Origin of the sequence: Brevibacillus sp. AF8 (assembly GCF_021270385.1) — a bacterium.
Taxonomy (GTDB): Bacteria; Bacillota; Bacilli; order Brevibacillales; family Brevibacillaceae; genus Brevibacillus.
This window is the reverse complement of sequence record NZ_JAGQDN010000003.1, coordinates 152,783-171,046: the sequence shown is the minus strand read 5'-3', so window position 1 is coordinate 171,046 and position 18,264 is coordinate 152,783. Positions and strand designations below refer to the sequence as shown.

At 48.7% G+C, this 18,264-nt stretch carries 18 protein-coding genes; 16 read left to right on the top strand and 2 right to left on the bottom strand.

The genetic code is table 11. The features are described 5' to 3' along the window. Positions 1-14 precede the first annotated feature (14 nt). The 13 genes from gmk (at position 15) to KB186_RS07035 (ending at position 13,838) form a co-directional block, all read left to right on the top strand. Entirely contained in the window at positions 15-635 is a 621-nt protein-coding gene (gmk, locus tag KB186_RS07095; RefSeq protein ID WP_047068199.1) for a guanylate kinase, read from the top strand. Between the two features lie 4 nt (positions 636-639). After that, a complete protein-coding gene (rpoZ, locus tag KB186_RS07090) occupies positions 640-846 on the top strand; it encodes a DNA-directed RNA polymerase subunit omega (protein WP_106653312.1) in 207 nt (68 codons plus the stop codon). A 75-nt stretch (positions 847-921) separates the two neighbouring features. Continuing rightward, positions 922-2,169, top strand: a complete 1,248-nt coding sequence (gene coaBC, locus KB186_RS07085; protein WP_173608136.1) for a bifunctional phosphopantothenoylcysteine decarboxylase/phosphopantothenate--cysteine ligase CoaBC — start codon at positions 922-924, stop codon at positions 2,167-2,169. Beyond that, positions 2,166-4,601: a primosomal protein N' gene (priA, locus tag KB186_RS07080; protein WP_232773306.1), complete on the top strand. Its 2,436-nt coding sequence runs from the start codon at positions 2,166-2,168 to the stop codon at positions 4,599-4,601. The genes coaBC and priA overlap by 4 nt, the downstream gene beginning before the upstream one ends. A gap of 16 nt (positions 4,602-4,617) precedes the next feature. Further along, positions 4,618-5,094 (top strand): peptide deformylase, encoded by a 477-nt coding sequence (gene def / locus KB186_RS07075; protein WP_173608134.1) that lies wholly within the window; start codon positions 4,618-4,620, stop codon positions 5,092-5,094. Between the two features lie 4 nt (positions 5,095-5,098). Further along, positions 5,099-6,049 (top strand): methionyl-tRNA formyltransferase, encoded by a 951-nt coding sequence (gene fmt / locus KB186_RS07070; RefSeq protein ID WP_173608133.1) that lies wholly within the window; start codon positions 5,099-5,101, stop codon positions 6,047-6,049. Between the two features lie 3 nt (positions 6,050-6,052). Continuing rightward, entirely contained in the window at positions 6,053-7,399 is a 1,347-nt protein-coding gene (gene rsmB / locus KB186_RS07065; RefSeq protein ID WP_173608132.1) for a 16S rRNA (cytosine(967)-C(5))-methyltransferase RsmB, read from the top strand. 211 nt (positions 7,400-7,610) lie between these two features. After that, a complete protein-coding gene (gene rlmN, locus KB186_RS07060; protein WP_173608131.1) occupies positions 7,611-8,681 on the top strand; it encodes a dual-specificity RNA methyltransferase RlmN in 1,071 nt (356 codons plus the stop codon). Positions 8,682-8,685: 4 nt separating this feature from the next. After that, a complete protein-coding gene (locus KB186_RS07055; protein WP_173608130.1) occupies positions 8,686-9,441 on the top strand; it encodes a Stp1/IreP family PP2C-type Ser/Thr phosphatase in 756 nt (251 codons plus the stop codon). A gap of 5 nt (positions 9,442-9,446) precedes the next feature. Next, positions 9,447-11,429 (top strand): Stk1 family PASTA domain-containing Ser/Thr kinase, encoded by a 1,983-nt coding sequence (gene pknB / locus KB186_RS07050; protein ID WP_173608129.1) that lies wholly within the window; start codon positions 9,447-9,449, stop codon positions 11,427-11,429. An 18-nt stretch (positions 11,430-11,447) separates the two neighbouring features. Further along, positions 11,448-12,338 (top strand): ribosome small subunit-dependent GTPase A, encoded by an 891-nt coding sequence (rsgA, locus tag KB186_RS07045; protein ID WP_221868416.1) that lies wholly within the window; start codon positions 11,448-11,450, stop codon positions 12,336-12,338. Next, positions 12,332-12,982, top strand: coding sequence for a ribulose-phosphate 3-epimerase (rpe, locus tag KB186_RS07040; protein WP_015891988.1), 651 nt, complete (start codon positions 12,332-12,334; stop codon positions 12,980-12,982). The genes rsgA and rpe overlap by 7 nt, the downstream gene beginning before the upstream one ends. 391 nt (positions 12,983-13,373) lie before the next feature. Further along, a complete protein-coding gene (locus tag KB186_RS07035) occupies positions 13,374-13,838 on the top strand; it encodes a protease complex subunit PrcB family protein (RefSeq protein WP_173608127.1) in 465 nt (154 codons plus the stop codon). Positions 13,839-13,984: 146 nt separating this feature from the next. Here KB186_RS07035 and KB186_RS07030 read toward each other — a convergent pair whose 3' ends face one another. Next, complete coding sequence (locus KB186_RS07030) at positions 13,985-14,407, bottom strand: RDD family protein (protein ID WP_173608126.1); 423 nt, start codon at positions 14,405-14,407, stop codon at positions 13,985-13,987. Between the two features lie 128 nt (positions 14,408-14,535). Continuing rightward, complete coding sequence (locus KB186_RS07025) at positions 14,536-15,669, bottom strand: M20 family metallopeptidase (protein ID WP_173608125.1); 1,134 nt, start codon at positions 15,667-15,669, stop codon at positions 14,536-14,538. Positions 15,670-15,913: 244 nt separating this feature from the next. On the opposite strand from KB186_RS07025, the gene KB186_RS07020 reads away from it, so the two are divergent. Genes KB186_RS07020 through KB186_RS07010 form a run of 3 tightly spaced genes read left to right on the top strand, consistent with a single transcriptional unit; the run spans position 15,914 to position 18,148 of the window. Beyond that, a complete protein-coding gene (locus KB186_RS07020) occupies positions 15,914-16,720 on the top strand; it encodes a transporter substrate-binding domain-containing protein (protein ID WP_173608124.1) in 807 nt (268 codons plus the stop codon). Positions 16,721-16,773: 53 nt separating this feature from the next. Then, positions 16,774-17,433, top strand: a complete 660-nt coding sequence (locus KB186_RS07015) for an amino acid ABC transporter permease (RefSeq protein ID WP_173608123.1) — start codon at positions 16,774-16,776, stop codon at positions 17,431-17,433. Further along, on the top strand, positions 17,426-18,148 hold the full coding sequence (locus KB186_RS07010) for an amino acid ABC transporter ATP-binding protein (protein ID WP_232773305.1): 723 nt from the start codon (positions 17,426-17,428) through the stop codon (positions 18,146-18,148). The genes KB186_RS07015 and KB186_RS07010 overlap by 8 nt, the downstream gene beginning before the upstream one ends. Positions 18,149-18,264: the final 116 nt, after the last annotated feature.

The window sequence follows — 18,264 nt, the reverse complement described above, 5'->3', positions numbered from 1 at the left end:
TAGGAGTGTAAACAATGAGTATGGTTGATCGTGGTCTCCTTTTGGTTCTTTCCGGACCAGCTGGTGTGGGAAAAGGAACAGTATGCAAGGCACTTCGTGAAGTGATGCCTGATCTGGTGTATTCGGTTTCTGCTACCACACGCCAGCCTCGTCCTGGAGAGGTAGAAGGGGTTAATTACTTTTTTAAAAGCCAGGAAGAGTTCAAGCAGATGATTGAAGAAGATGCTCTCCTGGAATGGGCAGAATACGTAGGGAATTACTACGGAACCCCTCGTCAGTTCGTGGACGATATGCTCAATGAGGGGCGCGATGTCATTCTTGAGATTGAAGTTCAGGGTGCTCTTCAAGTAAAAGAGCGCTTCCCGCAAGGTACATTCCTGTTCCTGGCTCCGCCTGATTTAAACGAACTGGAAAACCGGATTGTGGGACGCGGGACAGAATCGCAAGAGATCATTCGCAAGCGTATGGAAGTAGCGCGTGCTGAAATCGAGCTCATGGACCACTACGATTATGTAGTCGTAAATGACGTCATCGAATCGGCTTGCGATCGAATCCAAGCAATTATTACAGCGGAACATCTGAAAAAAGATCGTCAGGTTCACAAATATCGTAAATGGTTACAGGAGGTTGAATAGAATTATGTTGTATCCATCTATTGACGAATTGACCCAAAAAGCGGAGAGCAAGTACATCCTGGTGACAGTCGCATCCAAGCGTGCGCGTCAGCTTCGCGAAAACAGCGAAATTCAAGTGGTGAGACCAAAATCCAAAAAGTTTGTAGGTTTGGCACTGGAAGAGTTCATCTCCGACGAGCTCGTTCACGAGTTTTTGGACGGTCGCAAATAAGCAGTCACCTTTAAAAACAACCTCACGAGGTTGTTTTTTTCGGATTTCGGATAGGGGAGAAGGGAGAGAGTGCAGATGCATTCGCTTGCAGGAAAACGTATTGTTCTTGGAGTATCTGGCGGCATCGCTGCTTACAAGGCTGCTGCACTGACCAGCAAGCTGACACAGGCAGGTGCATTGGTACATGTCATTTTGACAGAGGGCGCCTTACAGTTTATTCAGCCTTTGACGTTTCAAGCCTTGTCTCACCTGCCTGTTTATACAGATACATTTACGGAGCCAGACCCGCATGTGATTAGCCATATTGAACTGGCTGATCGAGCTGATCTCGTATTGATCGCGCCAGCAACAGCCAACGTGATCGGCAAAATGGCAAATGGCATTGCGGATGATATGCTGACGACGACTGTACTGGCTACGAAAGCTCCTGTCATGGTCGCGCCAGCCATGAACGTCAATATGTACAATCACCCCGCAGTTATCGCCAATATGGATAAGCTTACCGCCTATGGTTATCGGTTTGTTGAACCGGGTGTCGGGCTATTGGCATGTGGCTGGATTGGCAAAGGACGTTTGGCGGAGCCGGAGGAAATCGTCGAAGCTGTGCGTCAATGGTTTGCTTCCGATGAGACCAGACAAACGATCCGAGAAAAGGATTTGCAGGGCAAGCACGTACTGATCACAGCGGGACCGACTCGTGAAAAAATTGATCCCGTTCGTTACATAACCAATCATGCTTCAGGAAAAATGGGCTACGCCATTGCGGAAGCGGCACGAGACAGAGGGGCAAAGGTCACACTGATTAGTGGGCCGACTACCTTGGCACGTCCTGATGGAGTAGAATTCATCGCGGTGGAATCGGTACAAGAAATGTTTGATGCCGTCATGGAGCAATTGCCGCACTGTGACATCGTCGTCAAATCAGCAGCCGTTTCCGATTATCGACCAAAGCATGTAGCTGAACATAAGATGAAAAAAGGTGACGGTCCACTCGACCTTGTGCTAGAGAAAGCACCCGATATTTTAAAAACGGTTGGTGAGCGGAAAACGAAGCAATTCGTCGTAGGCTTTGCAGCAGAGACCCAAAATGTGTTACAGCATGCCCAGTCCAAGCTGGAGCGAAAAAATCTCGATATGATTGTAGCCAATAATGTATTGCTGGAGGGAGCAGGCATGGGGAGCGATACGAATATCGTGACCTTGCTAACCCGTGGCGGAGAGCAACTGGCGTTGGATAAATTGAGCAAGCGGGCTGTGGCAGACAAGCTGTTTGATGCTGTCCTTGCCGTGCAAGAGCATAGACCGCTCCGAGACCTGTCATGATTGCCCAAATTATCGTGGACGTTCCGGTCAATCGGACGAATCGACCTTTTGATTACCATGTTCCGCCTTGGTTGCGTCCACTGATTCGCATTGGCAGTCGTGTGGTTGTGCCGTTTGGCCCCCGTCAACTGCAAGGCTATGTCATCGGGATCGTAGAGGATGATGAAGCTATACCAGACCGTTCGCGACTAAAAGATGTCGTGCAGGTACAAGACGATACTCCTCCTCTAACGCCAGAACTGCTAAAAATGAGCGAATGGATGTCCAAGCAATACTTGTGTCCGTGGGTAACGGCTGTACAGGCGATGCTCCCTGCTGTGCTCAAAGGGAAGTCGGAGAAGTGGCTGACGGCGACAGACGCATTAGACGAAGAAGCATGCGGGAGATCCGGGCTTCTGTGGGAATTGTTTCGCAAACGGCAAATTCCGCTCTCAGAAGTGGAGAAGCAATTTGCGGAGGAGTATTTGCTTGTTCCGGGTTGGATACAGAGTGGTTTGCTTGCAACGGAGTATCAGGTAAGAGACAGAATTACCCGCAAACAGCAATCATTTGTCCGAAGCTTATTGGATGAAGGTAAGCTGGAAGAAGCGATTGGTTCGTTGCCAGCACGGGCAGAGCAGATGCGCCGTGTCCTTCAACTGATGCTTATGCACAAGGAGCAGTCCTTATCTGTACAAATGCTGCGGGATGAATACGGAATTACGCGCTCCCCGCTAAAAAGTCTGGAATCAAAAGGCTGGATCACGATCGAGCAAGTGGAAGTTTACCGGGACCCGTACGCCAATCGACGATTCCAGGAAAAGCAGAAACCCGTCTTTACTCCCTTACAGGAAGCGGCACTGACCCCTATCTTGCAATCGATTGAGTCGGGAACGTATGCTTCTTACTTGCTGCACGGCGTTACCGGAAGCGGTAAGACCGAAGTGTATCTCGAAGCAATCGAACGCGCTTTGGAAAAAGGGCGCGAGGCGATCTTTCTCGTTCCGGAAATTTCACTGACTCCGCAAATGGTAGAGCGCTTCAAAGCTCGTTTTGGCGCAGACGTAGCTGTTTTGCACAGTGCGTTGTCACAAGGAGAGCGCTATGACGAGTGGCGCAAGATCATCCGCAATCAGGTCAAAGTGGTGGTAGGGGCACGCTCTGCCATCTTTGCTCCGTTTCGGAATGTTGGGTTGATAGTGATCGATGAAGAGCATGAGAGCTCGTATAAGCAAGAAGAGACGCCGCGTTATCATGCGCGGGAAGTAGCCCTGTGGCGAGCGAAAGAGAATCAGGGTGTCCTCGTCATGGGAAGCGCCACTCCTGCTTTGGAGACGTATGCATTGGCCACACGTGGGCGATACGAGCTGTTGCGCATGCCGGAGCGTGTCGGGAATCGCCCGATGCCAGAGGTTCATGTTGTGGATATGCGCGAGGAGCTTCAGGCCCAGAATCGCTCGATGTTCAGCCGGAAGCTGCATGAGATGATTGCAGACCGACTGGCAAAAGAAGAACAGATGGTCATTTTCCTTAACCGAAGAGGTTTTTCTACCTTTGTCATGTGCCGCTCCTGCGGCTATACGATGCGCTGTATTCATTGCGACATCTCGCTTACTTATCATAAAACGAATCATACAGCACGCTGTCATTACTGTGGATACACCATCGCACAGCCCAAGCATTGTCCAGAGTGTCAAAGTGAGCATATACGCTTTTTTGGTACCGGAACGCAAAAGGTGGAAGCGGAGCTGGCAAAACTATTCCCCGGAATCCGGGTCATCCGAATGGACGTGGACACGACCTCGCGAAAAGGCTCTCACGAAGAGCTGCTAAACAAATTTCGTTCGGGTCAAGGCGACGTTTTGCTCGGTACGCAGATGATTGCCAAGGGGCTTGATTTTCCACGAGTGACGCTGGCGGGCATCATTGCAGCGGATACATCCTTGCATCTGCCTGACTTCCGTGCAGCGGAGAAGACATTTCAGCTTTTGACGCAGGTAGGTGGACGTGCAGGACGGCATGAGCTGGACGGAGATGTCGTGATTCAGACGTATACGCCGGAGCACTACAGCATTGTTCATGCGACCAAGCATGATTATCCCGCATTTTATCAGGATGAAATGATGCAGCGCAGACGAACAGGCTACCCGCCGTATTTCCGTCTCGTTTTAATTACGTTTAGCCACGAAGAGGTACCTGTTGTGATCCGCGGTGCGCATACGATGGCTGACTATTTGCGACAGCGTTTGGCACAGACGACGATTCTCTTGGGCCCTGTGGCTTCGCCCATTGCAAGGGTGAAGGATAGATTTCGTTTTCAGATCATGCTAAAATATCGTGATGAACCGCAACTGTCGGACCTGCTCGCTCAGGCGACGGCTGCGTTTGAAGAATGGAACAAACAGCAGAAAGTATTGATGACGATTGACGTCGACCCTTACGTACTGCTTTAGGGAGGATATGAAACACATGGCGATTCGCACAATTGTAAAACATCCAGATCCGATTTTGCGTGAAAAAGCAATGGTCGTAACCAAATTTAATGCCAATTTGCACAAGCTGCTTGATGATATGGCAGACACGATGTACGATGCTGACGGTGTAGGCTTGGCTGCTCCACAGGTGGGCATCTCCAAGCGTGTCATCGTGATGGATTGCGGTGATGGACTGATTGAAATGATCAATCCGGAAATCATTGAGCATGAAGGGGAGCAATACGATTATCCAGAAGGCTGCCTCAGTATTCCTGGCCTGCAAGGAGACGTTCGTCGCCACAAGTGGATCAAGCTGCGCGGTCATGATCGTAACGGGAATGTGGTTGAGCTCGAGGCAGACGACCTGTTGTCACGTTGCGCTCAACACGAGATCGATCATTTAAACGGCGTCCTCTTTATCGATGTAGCTGACAAGGTGTACAAAGTAAACCCGAACCAGGAAGGGGAATAACCATTTGAAAGATGCTCGCATCCTGTTTATGGGTACGCCTGACTTTGCTGTATCGAGTCTTACGGCAGTACTCGAAGCAGGCTACAACGTGATTGGAGTCGTAACACAACCCGATCGTCCCGTTGGACGCAAGCAAGTATTGACGCCGCCCCCCGTGAAGGAGGCGGCTTTGCGTCATGGACTTTTGGTATTGCAACCGGAAAAAATCAAGGCTGAGGATGCACTTGAAGAAGTGTTGGCCCTCGAGCCCGATCTGATCATTACAGCGGCGTACGGGCAGATTTTGCCTAAAAAACTGCTCGATGCCCCGAAATATGGCTGCATCAATGTACACGCCTCTCTTTTGCCGAAATATCGCGGGGGTGCCCCGATTCATAAATCGATTGTCGAGGGAGAAGCGGAAACAGGCGTGACCATCATGTACATGGTCGAAGCTCTCGATGCAGGGGATATGCTGTCCAAGGTAGTCGTGCCGATTGAGGAGCGCGATACCGTGGGGACCTTGCATGACAAATTGGCTGCGGCAGGCTCTGAGCTGTTGATTGCTACCGTTCCGCCCCTGCTGGCTGGAGAGCTTGTAGCAGAGCAACAGGATCATTCAGCAGCGACTTTTGCCCCGAATATCAAGCGTACAGACGAGAAAATTGACTGGAGCCGTTCTGCGGAACAGATTTACAACCAAGTCCGTGGCTTGAATCCGTGGCCTGTCGCATTTACAACATGTGAGGGCAAGATTTGGAAGTTGTGGTGGGTAGAAAAAATGCCTGTGTCCGGCGATGGCAAAGAGCCGGGAACGATCATCGCTCGCGAGGAAGACGGTATTGTTGTCACTTGCGGTAGTGGTGCAGTGAAAATAACCGAATTGCAGCCAGAAGGCAAAAAACGTATGAGTGCTCTCGACTTTTTGCGTGGAGCGGGCAGCAGCATTGAAATCGGCACAAAGGTAGGAGAATAGTCCGTGGCAAAAAAGGGAGCTCGCGATATCGCCCTCGACGTTTTGAACAGGGTAGAAGAACATAAATCCTACAGCAATCTTGAACTGCGCAATGTCCTTGATCGGGAAAATCTCAGTGCAGCAGATGCAGGGCTGGTGACAGAGCTTGTTTACGGTACCATTCAGCGAAAAATGACGCTGGATCATGTCCTGTCCCATTTTGTCGGGAATAAAAAGGTCCAAACCTGGGTCCGCAATTTACTGCGTCTCAGCTTGTATCAAATTCGTTTTTTGGACCGTATTCCTGAACGCGCTGCCGTACACCAAGCAGTTGAAATCGCCAAGAAACGCGGTCATCAAGGGATTGCTTCGATGGTCAACGGTGTTTTGCGCAATGTGCTGCGCCAGCCGGATGTGTGGGAGCGTCAGCCAAAAGGCGGTCGTGCCCTGCAAATCGCTGTAGCCTATTCTCATCCAGAATGGCTTGTGCGTCAGTGGCTCGCCGTATATGGCGAAGAGACGACGATTGCGATTTGCGAAGCGAACAACAGAACGCCGCATAGCTCAGTCCGAGTCAATGCATGGAAAACGACGAAGGAACAAGTGCTGGACAAGCTGGCGGAAGAAGGGCTGGAAGGACAAACGTCGTCTGTCAGTCCTCACGCGATTCTGATGGAAGGCGGACATGCAGCAGGCTCACGCTTATTCAAGGAAGGCTACTTCACGATTCAGGATGAGAGCTCTATGCTCGTAGCACCAGCTCTTGCAGCCCAACCAGGCATGCGTGTATTAGATGCCTGCGCGGCACCTGGTGGAAAAACAACGCACATAGCGGAAATGATGGAAAACCGCGGGCAAATCATTGCGAGTGACGTGCATCCGCACAAACGCGATCTGATTGCTGGTGCAGCGAAAAGACTCGGGATTACGATCATCGAGCCAATTGTTAGTGATGCACTGGACCTACCTGAAAAAGCGTTGGGAACTTTCGATCGAATCTTGCTGGATGCGCCATGCACCGGATTTGGCGTAATTCGTCGCAAGCCTGACCTGAAATGGAACAAAACGCCGGAAGATGTCCGTGCGATTGCTCAGCTACAGTACGAACTGCTCAAGACATTGGCGCCGATGCTTGCTCAGGGTGGTGTCATGGTTTACAGCACATGTACAATTGAGCCAGCAGAAAATCAGGAGATTGTTCGCCGCTTTGTTGAAGAACACCCTGATTTCGTATTCGATAATACACTGGCACAAGACCTGCCTGAGGCCGTTAGAGTGCATGTCGATGAAACCGGAGCCTGCGTACAAATTTTGCCTCACCATTTCGAGAGTGATGGATTTTTTATCGCGCGATTGAAACGAAGAGGATAAGGTAATGGACGTACAAGCAAGGGGTGGCGCACCAACAGGTGGAAAATGCCACTCCTTTGCCTTTGTTTGCGAGCGCTTAGATTGGTTTACACTAGGAAAAGTGACGCATTTATGAATCTGGATGTCAAAACCGTTTGAAGCGAGACGCCCCACGAGGTACAATGATAGAATGGATTTAGGCAAGCAATGATTTTGAGGATGTGGAGATAGAATGCCGTTAACGACATTTACTGGCGCAAAGCCGCTTATTTACAGTTTGACGCAAGATGAAATGAAGGAATGGCTGGTTAGTGCCGGCGACAAAGCATTTCGTGCGCAACAAATTTTTGACTGGCTATATGTAAAGCGCGTCACTTCTTTTGAAGAGATGAGCAATTTGTCCAAGGAGCTGCGCCAAAAGCTGGCGGATACATTCCGCATGGAGCCACTCAAGGAAATCACACATCAAGAGTCGCAGGACGGAACGATCAAGTTTTTGTTCCAGCTTGTCGATGGGCATGCGATTGAGACGGTGATTATGCGTCATAACTACGGAAACAGCATCTGTGTTACGACGCAGGTGGGCTGCCGTATCGGATGTACGTTTTGTGCATCTACATTAGGGGGACTAAAACGTAACCTGGATGCAGGTGAAATCGTCTCTCAAGTATTGACGGCACAACGCAGATTGGATGCGGAAGGTGAGCGCGTCAGTCACGTTGTTGTCATGGGGATCGGGGAGCCTTTCGAGAACTTCGAGAGCCTGATGGCGTTCCTGTCTGTCATCAACGATAACCGTGGCTTGAATATCGGTGCTCGTCACATTACAGTTTCCACCAGTGGAATTGTGCCGAAGATTTACGAGTTTGCTGAACGAGGCGGACAAGTGAACTTGGCGATTTCCCTGCACGCTCCAAACACGGAGTTGAGAAGCCAGCTAATGCCGATCAACCGCGGCTTCCCGCTCGCTAAGCTGATGGAAGCATGCCACCATTACATTAACAAGACAGGGCGCCGCATCAGTTTTGAGTACGGTCTATTCGGCGGGAAAAACGATCAGCCCGAGCATGCAGAGGAGTTGGCTGAACTCATTGGCGACATGCTTTGCCACGTGAATCTGATCCCGGTGAACTACGTACCAGAGCGTGATTATGTACGCACGCCACGCAATGAGATTTTTCAGTTCAAACGCATCTTAGAGGAAAAAGGAATCAATGTGACCATCAGACGCGAGCAAGGCAGTGACATTGCTGCTGCTTGCGGACAATTGAGGGCACAACACGCTAAAGAAACCGTGGGGTGATGCCATGGAAATCGCGATGAAATCCCATGTTGGCCGCGTTCGTCAGGTTAACGAGGACTATTATGCCTGTGTGACCGATTTAAACGGACGCGTGCTCGCCATTGTAGCAGATGGTATGGGTGGCCATCAGGCTGGTGATATTGCCAGTCGCCTAGCTGTTGAGCGAATAGTAAAAGAACTGCGTCACCTAGATGGGGACCTCGAAGCAGAGGATGTGCGTGAGCAGTTGATGAACGCCGTCCTGCTTGCAAATAAAGAAGTCTATGAATATGCGGCTGAACATCCGGAGTGTAGTGGCATGGGCACAACTGTGGTTGCTGCCTTGTTTGACCAATCCTCCGTGATTACCGCGCATATTGGCGACAGCCGTCTGTATTTTTACAACCAAGACGGACTGGTCATGAAAACAGAAGACCATTCTCTTGTCAATGAGCTGGTGAAAAGTGGACAGATTACAGCCGAGGAGGCGTCTGTCCACCCTCACCGCAACGTTATCATGCGTTCGCTCGGGACAGAGCCGGATGTGCTCATTGATCTTGGACAGTTTGAATGGTCAGAGGGTGATGTCGTCTTGATTTGCTCAGATGGATTGAGCAATAAAGTCAGTCATCCTTCCTTGGAAGAAAATTTGCAGAAACAGATATCGTTACAAGCGAAGGTGGACGGTTTGGTGCAGGAAGCACTGGATGCCGGTGGGGAAGATAACATAACGCTGGTTGCCGTACGAAATACGCTTGATGCCGGTCAGAAAGAGGGGTGAGAGAGATGGAAGGTCAACGACTGGGAGGACGATACCAAATAGAATCCCGCGTCGGTGGGGGCGGTATGGCCATTGTATACAAGGCCAAAGATTTAATTTTGAATCGTCCAGTGGCAGTCAAAGTGTTGCGTTCACAGTTTGGTACGGACGAAGATTTCGTCAATCGTTTCCGACGTGAAGCGCAGGCGGTGGCGAGCTTATCTCACCCCAATGTGGTTGGGGTGTATGATGTCGGTCAGGATGGCGATACCCATTATATGGTGATGGAGTACATAGAAGGCTATACGTTGAAAGAGGTCATCATTCAACGTGGCGCGCTGCCGGTAGAAGAGGCAGTGCGGATCGCCGAGCAAATTTGCGATGCACTTGATCATGCGCATCAAAACCAGATCATTCATCGAGATATTAAGCCGCATAACATTATGATTGGAAAAAATGGTCGGGTGAAGGTTACGGATTTCGGGATTGCGCGAGCCGTTACTTCCGCAACGATTACGCATACGAATGCGATGCTTGGCTCTGTCCATTATTTTTCGCCAGAGCAGGCACGCGGTGGGATTACCGGGGAAAAATCTGATATTTACTCACTGGGGATCGTCTTGTACGAAATGGTGACAGGTGAACTGCCGTTTTCCGGTGATTCGCCTATATCAGTGGCGCTCAAGCATTTGCAGGAGCCGCTTCCAGAGCCGCGCCAGGTCAATCCGGCTATCCCACAGAGTGTGGAAAATGTCATTTTGAAGGCGCTGGTAAAGGATCCATTTCTCAGATACGCATCCGCGAGTGAAATGCTAGAAGATTTGGAGACCTGCCTGTTCCCGGAACGATTAAACGAAGAAAAGCTGACGTTCCCGGTGGATGAAGAGATGACGCGAGTGGTGCCGATCATCACACCTGACATGCTCGAAGGCCACACCAATGGCAAAACCGGAGGAGCGGGGCGTAGCCGCTATGAGCAGCGTACAGAAGAAGAGGATGTCAAACCAGCAAAGAAACAATGGTGGGTCAAGGCTCTGCTGTGGGTAGGCGGTATCGGACTGTTTTTCGTACTGGCATTCTTCGGATTTAACTTACTGTTGAATCTGTTCCCGTCAGTACCAGAGGCACAGGTCCCTCATGTAGAAGGGATCGAAGTGACTCTCGCTGAGAAAAAGATTCAGGATGCCAAACTTGTTGCCCGTATCGTCGAGGAAGCCAACGATACGATAGAAAAGGGAATGGTGATTCGTCAGGACCCTGCACCTCCCATGCGATTAAAGGAAAATTCCGTTGTGACCTTGTTTGTAAGCAAAGGACAACAAGAGATCAACATGCCAAATCTGGTTACGTTGCCGCGGGCAACAGCAGAGGAAGCATTGAAAAGCAATGGTTTTAAACTGGAGAATGTCACTTTCGTAGAGGAAGAGGACGACAAGGCCGAGGTAGGAACGGTTATCAAGCAGTCCCCAGCCGCCAATGAAAAGGTGTTCCCGATCAAAACGAATGTGACGGTCACGATTAGTAAAGGAAAAGCCTTCGTGAAAATGCCGGATGTCCGGAATAAATCCGTAGAGGCTGCGCAAGTAGAATTGTTCAAAAAAGGGCTGTCTGTCGGGAAAATCACCGAAGTGCCTACTTATACAACCGACAAACCAGGCATTGTTCTCAGCACTCACCCATACGATCCAGGAATGGATGTGCAAAAGGACGTAGCGATTCCACTTGAGGTCAGCAATGGCCAATATCCGCAGGACGCCAAGACCGGGACTTCACCTGTCTATCTCGATGTGATGCCTGGTGATACATTGGAAGTGCAAATTGAAGTAACGGATGCCAGCGGTACGAAGGTTGTGCAGACTGAGACGGTTACTGAAAGCAAAGAATACAACGTGCAATACGTAGTGTCGCCTCAAAAAGATGCGTTGATCAGGCTGTTGGTCAAAGGGCCGAACATGAACAACTTTATGGAGGCACAAAAGTATTCGATTTCCTATAGCAGCTTGCCATAGTGTAGTGGAGGGACATGAATGCCAGAAGGACGGATTGTGAAAGCGCTCAGCGGTTTCTATTATGTAGCCGACGAAGGGCGAATCTACAGTTGCCGTGCACGAGGGCTCTTCAAGAAAAAAGACGCAAAAGTAAACCCACTGGTTGGGGATTGGGTCGTCTACGATGTGATCAATGAGGAAGAAGGCTATATCATGGAGGTGGGCGAACGGACGAATGAGTTGGTTCGTCCGCCCATTTCCAATGTGGATCAGGCGGTACTTGTCTTCTCGATGTACAAGCCGATGTTCAGTCCGTTGCTGTTGGACAAGTTCCTGACGCACACGGAGCATGCAGGGATTGATTCCGTGATTGTCTTATCCAAAGCCGATCAAGTGTCGGAAGAAGAGGTAACCGAAATCGTGGAGAAGTATGAAGCGATCGGGTACCGCGTGATTCCGACCTCCACGGCCGATGAGCGTGGTGTAGAGGACGTGCGTGAGATTTTGCGGGACCGTATTTCGGTTTTTGCCGGTCAGTCAGGTGTAGGCAAATCCTCTCTGATCAACATGCTGTTCCCGGGTGTCAGCCTGCAGACAGGAGATGTCAGCCAAAAGCTCGGACGTGGAAAGCATACAACGCGTCATGTCGAGCTGATTCCGCTTGCGGGCGGCGGCTATGTGGCAGACACACCGGGCTTCAGTTCACTGGAATTTATCGATTTCTCCGAGCTTGACCTGGCGGAATCCTTCCGGGACTTTGCCGATCGCAGCTCGGAATGCAAGTTCCGTGGCTGTCTACACGTAAGCGAGCCAGCTTGTGCTGTTCAGGCCGCGCTGGAGGCTGGAGAGATCAGCGAACAGCGCTACGAGCACTACAAACAATTCCGCGACGAGCTAAAAGAATACCAACGGAGGAACAAACCATGGTAAAAATCGCACCTTCTATCCTATCTGCTGATTTTGCCCGTCTGGGTGAAGAAATTCTCGATGTCGAGAAGGGAGGAGCTGACTGGATTCACGTGGATGTAATGGATGGACACTTCGTTCCAAACATTACGATCGGTCCTCTGATTGTGGAGGCGATTCGCCCAGTGACCAAGCTGCCTCTCGATGTGCACTTGATGATTGAGGAACCAGATCGCTACATTCCGCAATTCGCGAAAAGTGGGGCAGACTGGATTACGGTTCATCAGGAAGCATGCCGTCATCTGCATCGCACGCTGTACTTGATCAAGGAGCAAGGTGTGAAAGCGGGAGTGGTATTGAACCCGGCTACACCGATTTCCACGATCGAGCCAGTCCTCGCTGATTTGGATATGGTTCTCCTTATGACAGTGAACCCTGGTTTTGGTGGACAAAAGTTCATTCACAGCGTTGTGCCAAAGGTTGCCCAGTTGCGTCAAATGCTGAACGAACGTGGTTTGGGGCATGTGGAAATCGAAATCGATGGCGGTGTCAATGCACAAACAGCACGTTTGTGCGAGGAAGCAGGTGCCACTGTCCTCGTTGCGGGAAGCGCCGTATTCAATCAGGAAAATCGCGGTCAAGCAATCGCTGCAATTCGTGGACAATAAGAAAAACACTTAGCTCCTGTAAGCTGACGACGATATGCAATCGGCGTCAGCTTTTTTGTGCCTTCCTCTGTTTATAATCGGTTTGTAATCATCTGAATATTATAACTAATTATATGATAAATCAATTAATAATAAAAATAAAAGTATAATTATCGTTCGTATTACAAATTGAATAAAATTGAATTATTCTTGCTATAACAAGGATTTTTGGGTATATATGGTAAAAGTTAATTAACAAAAATAAAACATTTTGGAAAATATTGCTTTTTAATAAATATAATGATTAAATCAAATTATCCAGATAGATGGTAAAAATTTCCTATCTGAGAGATACTGGCCAGTATCAAGAAATGTTTCTCGCCCTCTAAAAAAAATCAGGAGTTGATCATGTATGAAATCGTTATGGAAAAACAGTGTAGCGGTTCTCACCATTCTCTCCATTCTGCCATTTTCACAAGCTGCCGTGCATGCTGAACAAAAACATTCGGAGTCGATCACGGCTTCTCAAGTAGACGTGCAAACGAAAAAATTGTCTATCGAAAAAGAAAGTACATTGTCAGCGGCTGAACGAGCTTTCGTAGGGAAAGTAAAGGCGAAGAAGGGTGTACATCGCCAAGGTGACTTGTATGTAGTCTCCCGTGGTGAAGTGCCTACCTCTGGCTATGGTTTGAAGGTTGTTGGAACAGAGCAAGGATGGGAAATGCTCACGGTATATGTAGAGCTGACAAATCCTGCTCCAGAAGATATTACAATGCCAGCGGTGCACACACCTTATATCATAGTACGGGCAAGCCTACCGCCTTACACAACAATGGTGTTTATGGATGCAAAAACTGATAAGGTGCTGTTCCAATAAACGTGAAAAAGGCCGGATGATTATATCCGGTCTTTTCTAGTCGGGACATGCTGTTGTGGGCGCCAATCTAATAAAAATGCCCCTTTGGATTTGATTCCAAGGGGGCTCGTCGCAGAGTTGCTATTTTTATGTATGATGAATGGTAATTAAGGCTGATTCGAGGTTACATACGTACCGGCGATCAAATCATGGATCGAGCGTTTATCCTGGCGAACAGCAATCATGATGGCGCTGACGATGATACCAAGACCGAGTGTAATGACGTACACGATTCCTCCGACCAAGTTGCGTAACAGCATAGTTCCGACTCCTACCGGCTCTCCATCGATTCGGGCGATGCGAATACCGACAATTCTTTTTCCCACCGTATAGCCATGCCAAAATACAGGTACGAGTAGGCTGTAGAGCGAGGAGATAATATTGGTAACAAGATTGTCTTCTGTATTGCCTGTAATGATATAGGTGATCAGTAGTAGCGGTAGTCCGACAATGATTGCATCTAGCAGACCGGCACCGAGTCGGAGCCAAAATCCTACGGGATTGCTTGGCGATGTGGTGATTGATTCCATGTTTTCCCTCTCCTTGTTATTCGAATAGGAATATATATGATTGCCCATTCAAAAATAGTGCAGATAAGGCTCCGTCGTTAAGTAGACGGAGCCTTAATTTTCCATAAAATTATACACCTGTAAAATTATTATGACAAGGTTAAAAACATCCGAAGCATGACGGCAATCCTGCCAGGAATAGCGTCAATGACGATATGCTCATGAGAAGCGTGGGCTCCATCACCAACAGGTCCCAAACCGTCAAGTGTTGGTGTTCCGGCATCAGCGGCGAAGTTTCCATCGCTTGTTCCACCGACACCTTGCTCCGTCAATTCAAAACCTTCCAGACGCGCTTGTTCCTGTGCGTGCAAGAACAGTTGCTCGGTACCAGCGGTTCGTTCCATAGGAGGTTTGGTGATTCCGCCTTCCACGAACAGCTTGGCTTCCGGATGGACAGGGGTCAGTTGATTCATCAATCGGGTAATGCGTTCGCTTTCCTCGCGACTTTGGATACGGACATCAATTTCAGTCATGGCAAAGTCAGGCACGACATTTGATGCACTTCCACCTGTAATGGTGCCGACAGACAAGGTTGTGCCCGCTTCATAATTCGTAAACGATTGAATCGCGAGGACGTGGTGAGCCAGCTCAGCAATCGCATTGATCCCCTTGGCGTGATCATTGCCTGCGTGTGCAGCGCGGCCTGTTACTTTCAGAATGAAGTCTCCGCCGCCTTTGCGGCTTGTTTTCAAAGAGCCATCTCCAGCAGCGGGCTCCAGTACCAATGCATATTTACTTCTTTTTGCTTCCTCTCGAATGAGCATTTCGGAGGAAACACTGCCGATCTCTTCATCGGTGTTCCAAAAAAAGACGAGCTTATGTTTGGGCGAAAGATTATGTTCCATCATGGCACGCAGGGCGAAATAGCTAAAAACGATCCCTGCTTTCATGTCGTATGTACCAGGCCCATAGAGTCGGCCATTTTCCTCGCGACAAGGCTCAACAGCTAATGTTCCAATCTCTTTTACGGTATCGAAGTGACCGAGAATGAGGATTTGTTCATCGCCATTTCCATACTCCATGCGCAGCTGATTTCCGTATTGCTCTTGTGGCAAGCTCTCCACCCGACATCCCAATTGGCGAAAGCGTTCTGCGATCAGGCTGCCTAATTGATCGACAGCTTTCTTGTTATGGGTGGGTGTTTCCATCTCTACATATGTACGCAGTTCCTCAATAATTTCTGGGAGCTGCTGCCGAAAATAGGACGTCCAATTTTTCTCCATGTCAGCCTCCTGTAAATCCTTTTACTAGCACTATAAAGCCTTGTTTGATTTTCTGCCACAAAAATAAAGATTTGTACATAAAATTCTGTATATTCCGTGTTTAAAACACAAGTAAAAAATGATTGAAATTGTTCAGATTATGAGTAAAATAATCATTGTGATGCATAAATATAAGTTTTCATGCAAATTAATGCTACGAATAGACTGCTTTATGCGTAAAAATCATAACAACGGGGGTTTCATCATGAAGAAAACAAAATCATTTATTTCTCTGGCACTTACTTCCATGCTTGCGGCAGTGGTAATCGCCGGATGTGGTACAGGCAATCAAACCGCAACAGGACAAGCACCTGCACCTTCTGCTGGAGACAAGAAAACATTGGTCATGGCTACTTCTGCGGACTATAAGCCGTATGAATATCACGATCTGAGCAGTGGAAAAGACGAGATTGTCGGCTTTGACATTGATATCGCGAAATACATTGCAAAAGAGCTCGGCTACGAACTGCAAATTAACGACATGAACTTTGACGGACTTATTCCGGCGCTGCAAACGAATCGCGCGGATTTCGTTATGGCGGGCATGACAGCAACACCTGAGCGCGAGAAGAACGCTGATTTCTCTACCATCTATTACGATGCGAAAAATACAATCGTAGCAAAGAAAGACAGCAATCTGACCAAGCCTGAGCAATTGGCTGGCAAAAAAGTGGCGGTACAGCTCGGCTCTATTCAGGAAGGGGCAGCAAAAGAACTTGCAAAGACTGTTTCCGGCTTGCAGATCACTTCACTGAACAAGCTGCCTGAGATCGTCGAAGAAGTAAAAGCGGGCCGCGTAGATGCTGCCATTATTGAGGACACGGTAGCGAAAGGCTTCGTGGCAAACAATGACTCTCTGCAATTCACCACAATGGAAGAAAATGAAAAGAATGGCTCCGCTGTTGCGTTCCCAAAAGGATCGCCGCACGTACAGAAATTTAATGAAGTGATTAAAAAGATGCAAGAAAACGGAGAAATGGACAAGCTGATTCAAAAATGGTTCGGTCAATAATCTCTCCAGACAACGAAGAATAACTGTATAAGCAGCAAGAGGGGAGAATGGGCATGAATTTGGATTTTGAACAAATCGTGCCCTATATTCCTTTCATATTGGAAGGGATAAAGGGCACGCTACTTGTTACCTTGATTTCGGTTGTATTAGGATTTTTCTGGGGCTCCATCCTCGCACTCATTAAAATTTCGAATGTAAAATTGCTGAACTGGCTCGCGGTTGCCTACACGTCTGTTTTCCGCGGGACACCTTTGATTTTGCAGCTGACTTTTGTATATTTTGCAACGCCACAGCTTACTGGCTACAATATTTCACAACTGGAAGCAGCTGTTTTGACGTTTACATTAAACTCAGGTGCATACATTTCCGAGACTATTCGTGGTGGAATTTTGGCGGTGGATAAAGGGCAGTGGGAAGCGGCCAAAGCGCTTGGGGTACCTTATCACCGGATGATGCTCGACATTATTTTGCCGCAGGCTGTCAAAAATATCTTGCCTGCTCTTGTCAATGAAACAATTGCACTCTTGAAGGAATCCGCACTCGTTTCCACGATTGGTCTTGCAGACATCATGCAGAACGCGAATGTGGTCAAAGGCACCATCTTCCGCTATTTTGAGCCATACATGATGGCCGGTATCCTGTACTATGTCATGGTTATGATCCTGACTTGGGTAGCTCGCGTACTGGAACGGAGGATGAGACTCAGTGATTAAGATCGATAACATTACGAAGTCATTTGGGCAACTGAATGTGTTGAAGGGCATCTCGACGAACATCGGTAAAGGGGAGGTTGTCGCCATCATCGGTCCATCTGGATCGGGGAAGTCTACGCTATTGCGTTGCATCAACCTGATGGAGACACCAACGACGGGTACAATTACGATCAACGGACAGGAAATCACCGCGCCAAAAGCCGACGTGATGGGCATTCGTCAGCAAATCGGGATGGTTTTCCAGCATTTTCACCTGTTTCCGCATATGACAGTGTTAAAGAACTTGACCTATGCTCCGATGAAAGTAAAAGGCATGTCTGCGGCGGAAGCGGAAAAAAAGGCGAGAGAACTATTGGCGCGCGTAGGACTGGCAGACAAAGCGGATGTCTTTCCATCACGTTTGTCAGGTGGTCAGAAGCAGCGTGTAGCCATTGCCCGATCACTTGTGATGGAGCCGCAAATCATGCTGTTTGACGAGCCGACCTCTGCCCTCGACCCAGAGATGGTCAAGGAGGTTCTGGAGGTTATGAAGGGGCTCGCTGATAGCGGAATGACCATGGCAATCGTCACGCATGAAATGCGCTTTGCCGAAGAGGTGTCAGATCGTATTTTATTCCTCGATGATGGTCGTCTCTTGGAGGATACGCCACCAGAAGAGTTTTTCCAAAAGCCAAGAAGTGAACGTGCCCAGCAGTTTTTGGAGAAGGTTCGGTAATACAATCAGCCGCAGTGCCGATGAGGCAGCGGCTTTTTTCTTTGACACGAGCATAGACTTGGGCTAGAATCAGAAACATTATCAGTGTAAAAAATTTTTTATTTATTCTATTTTGG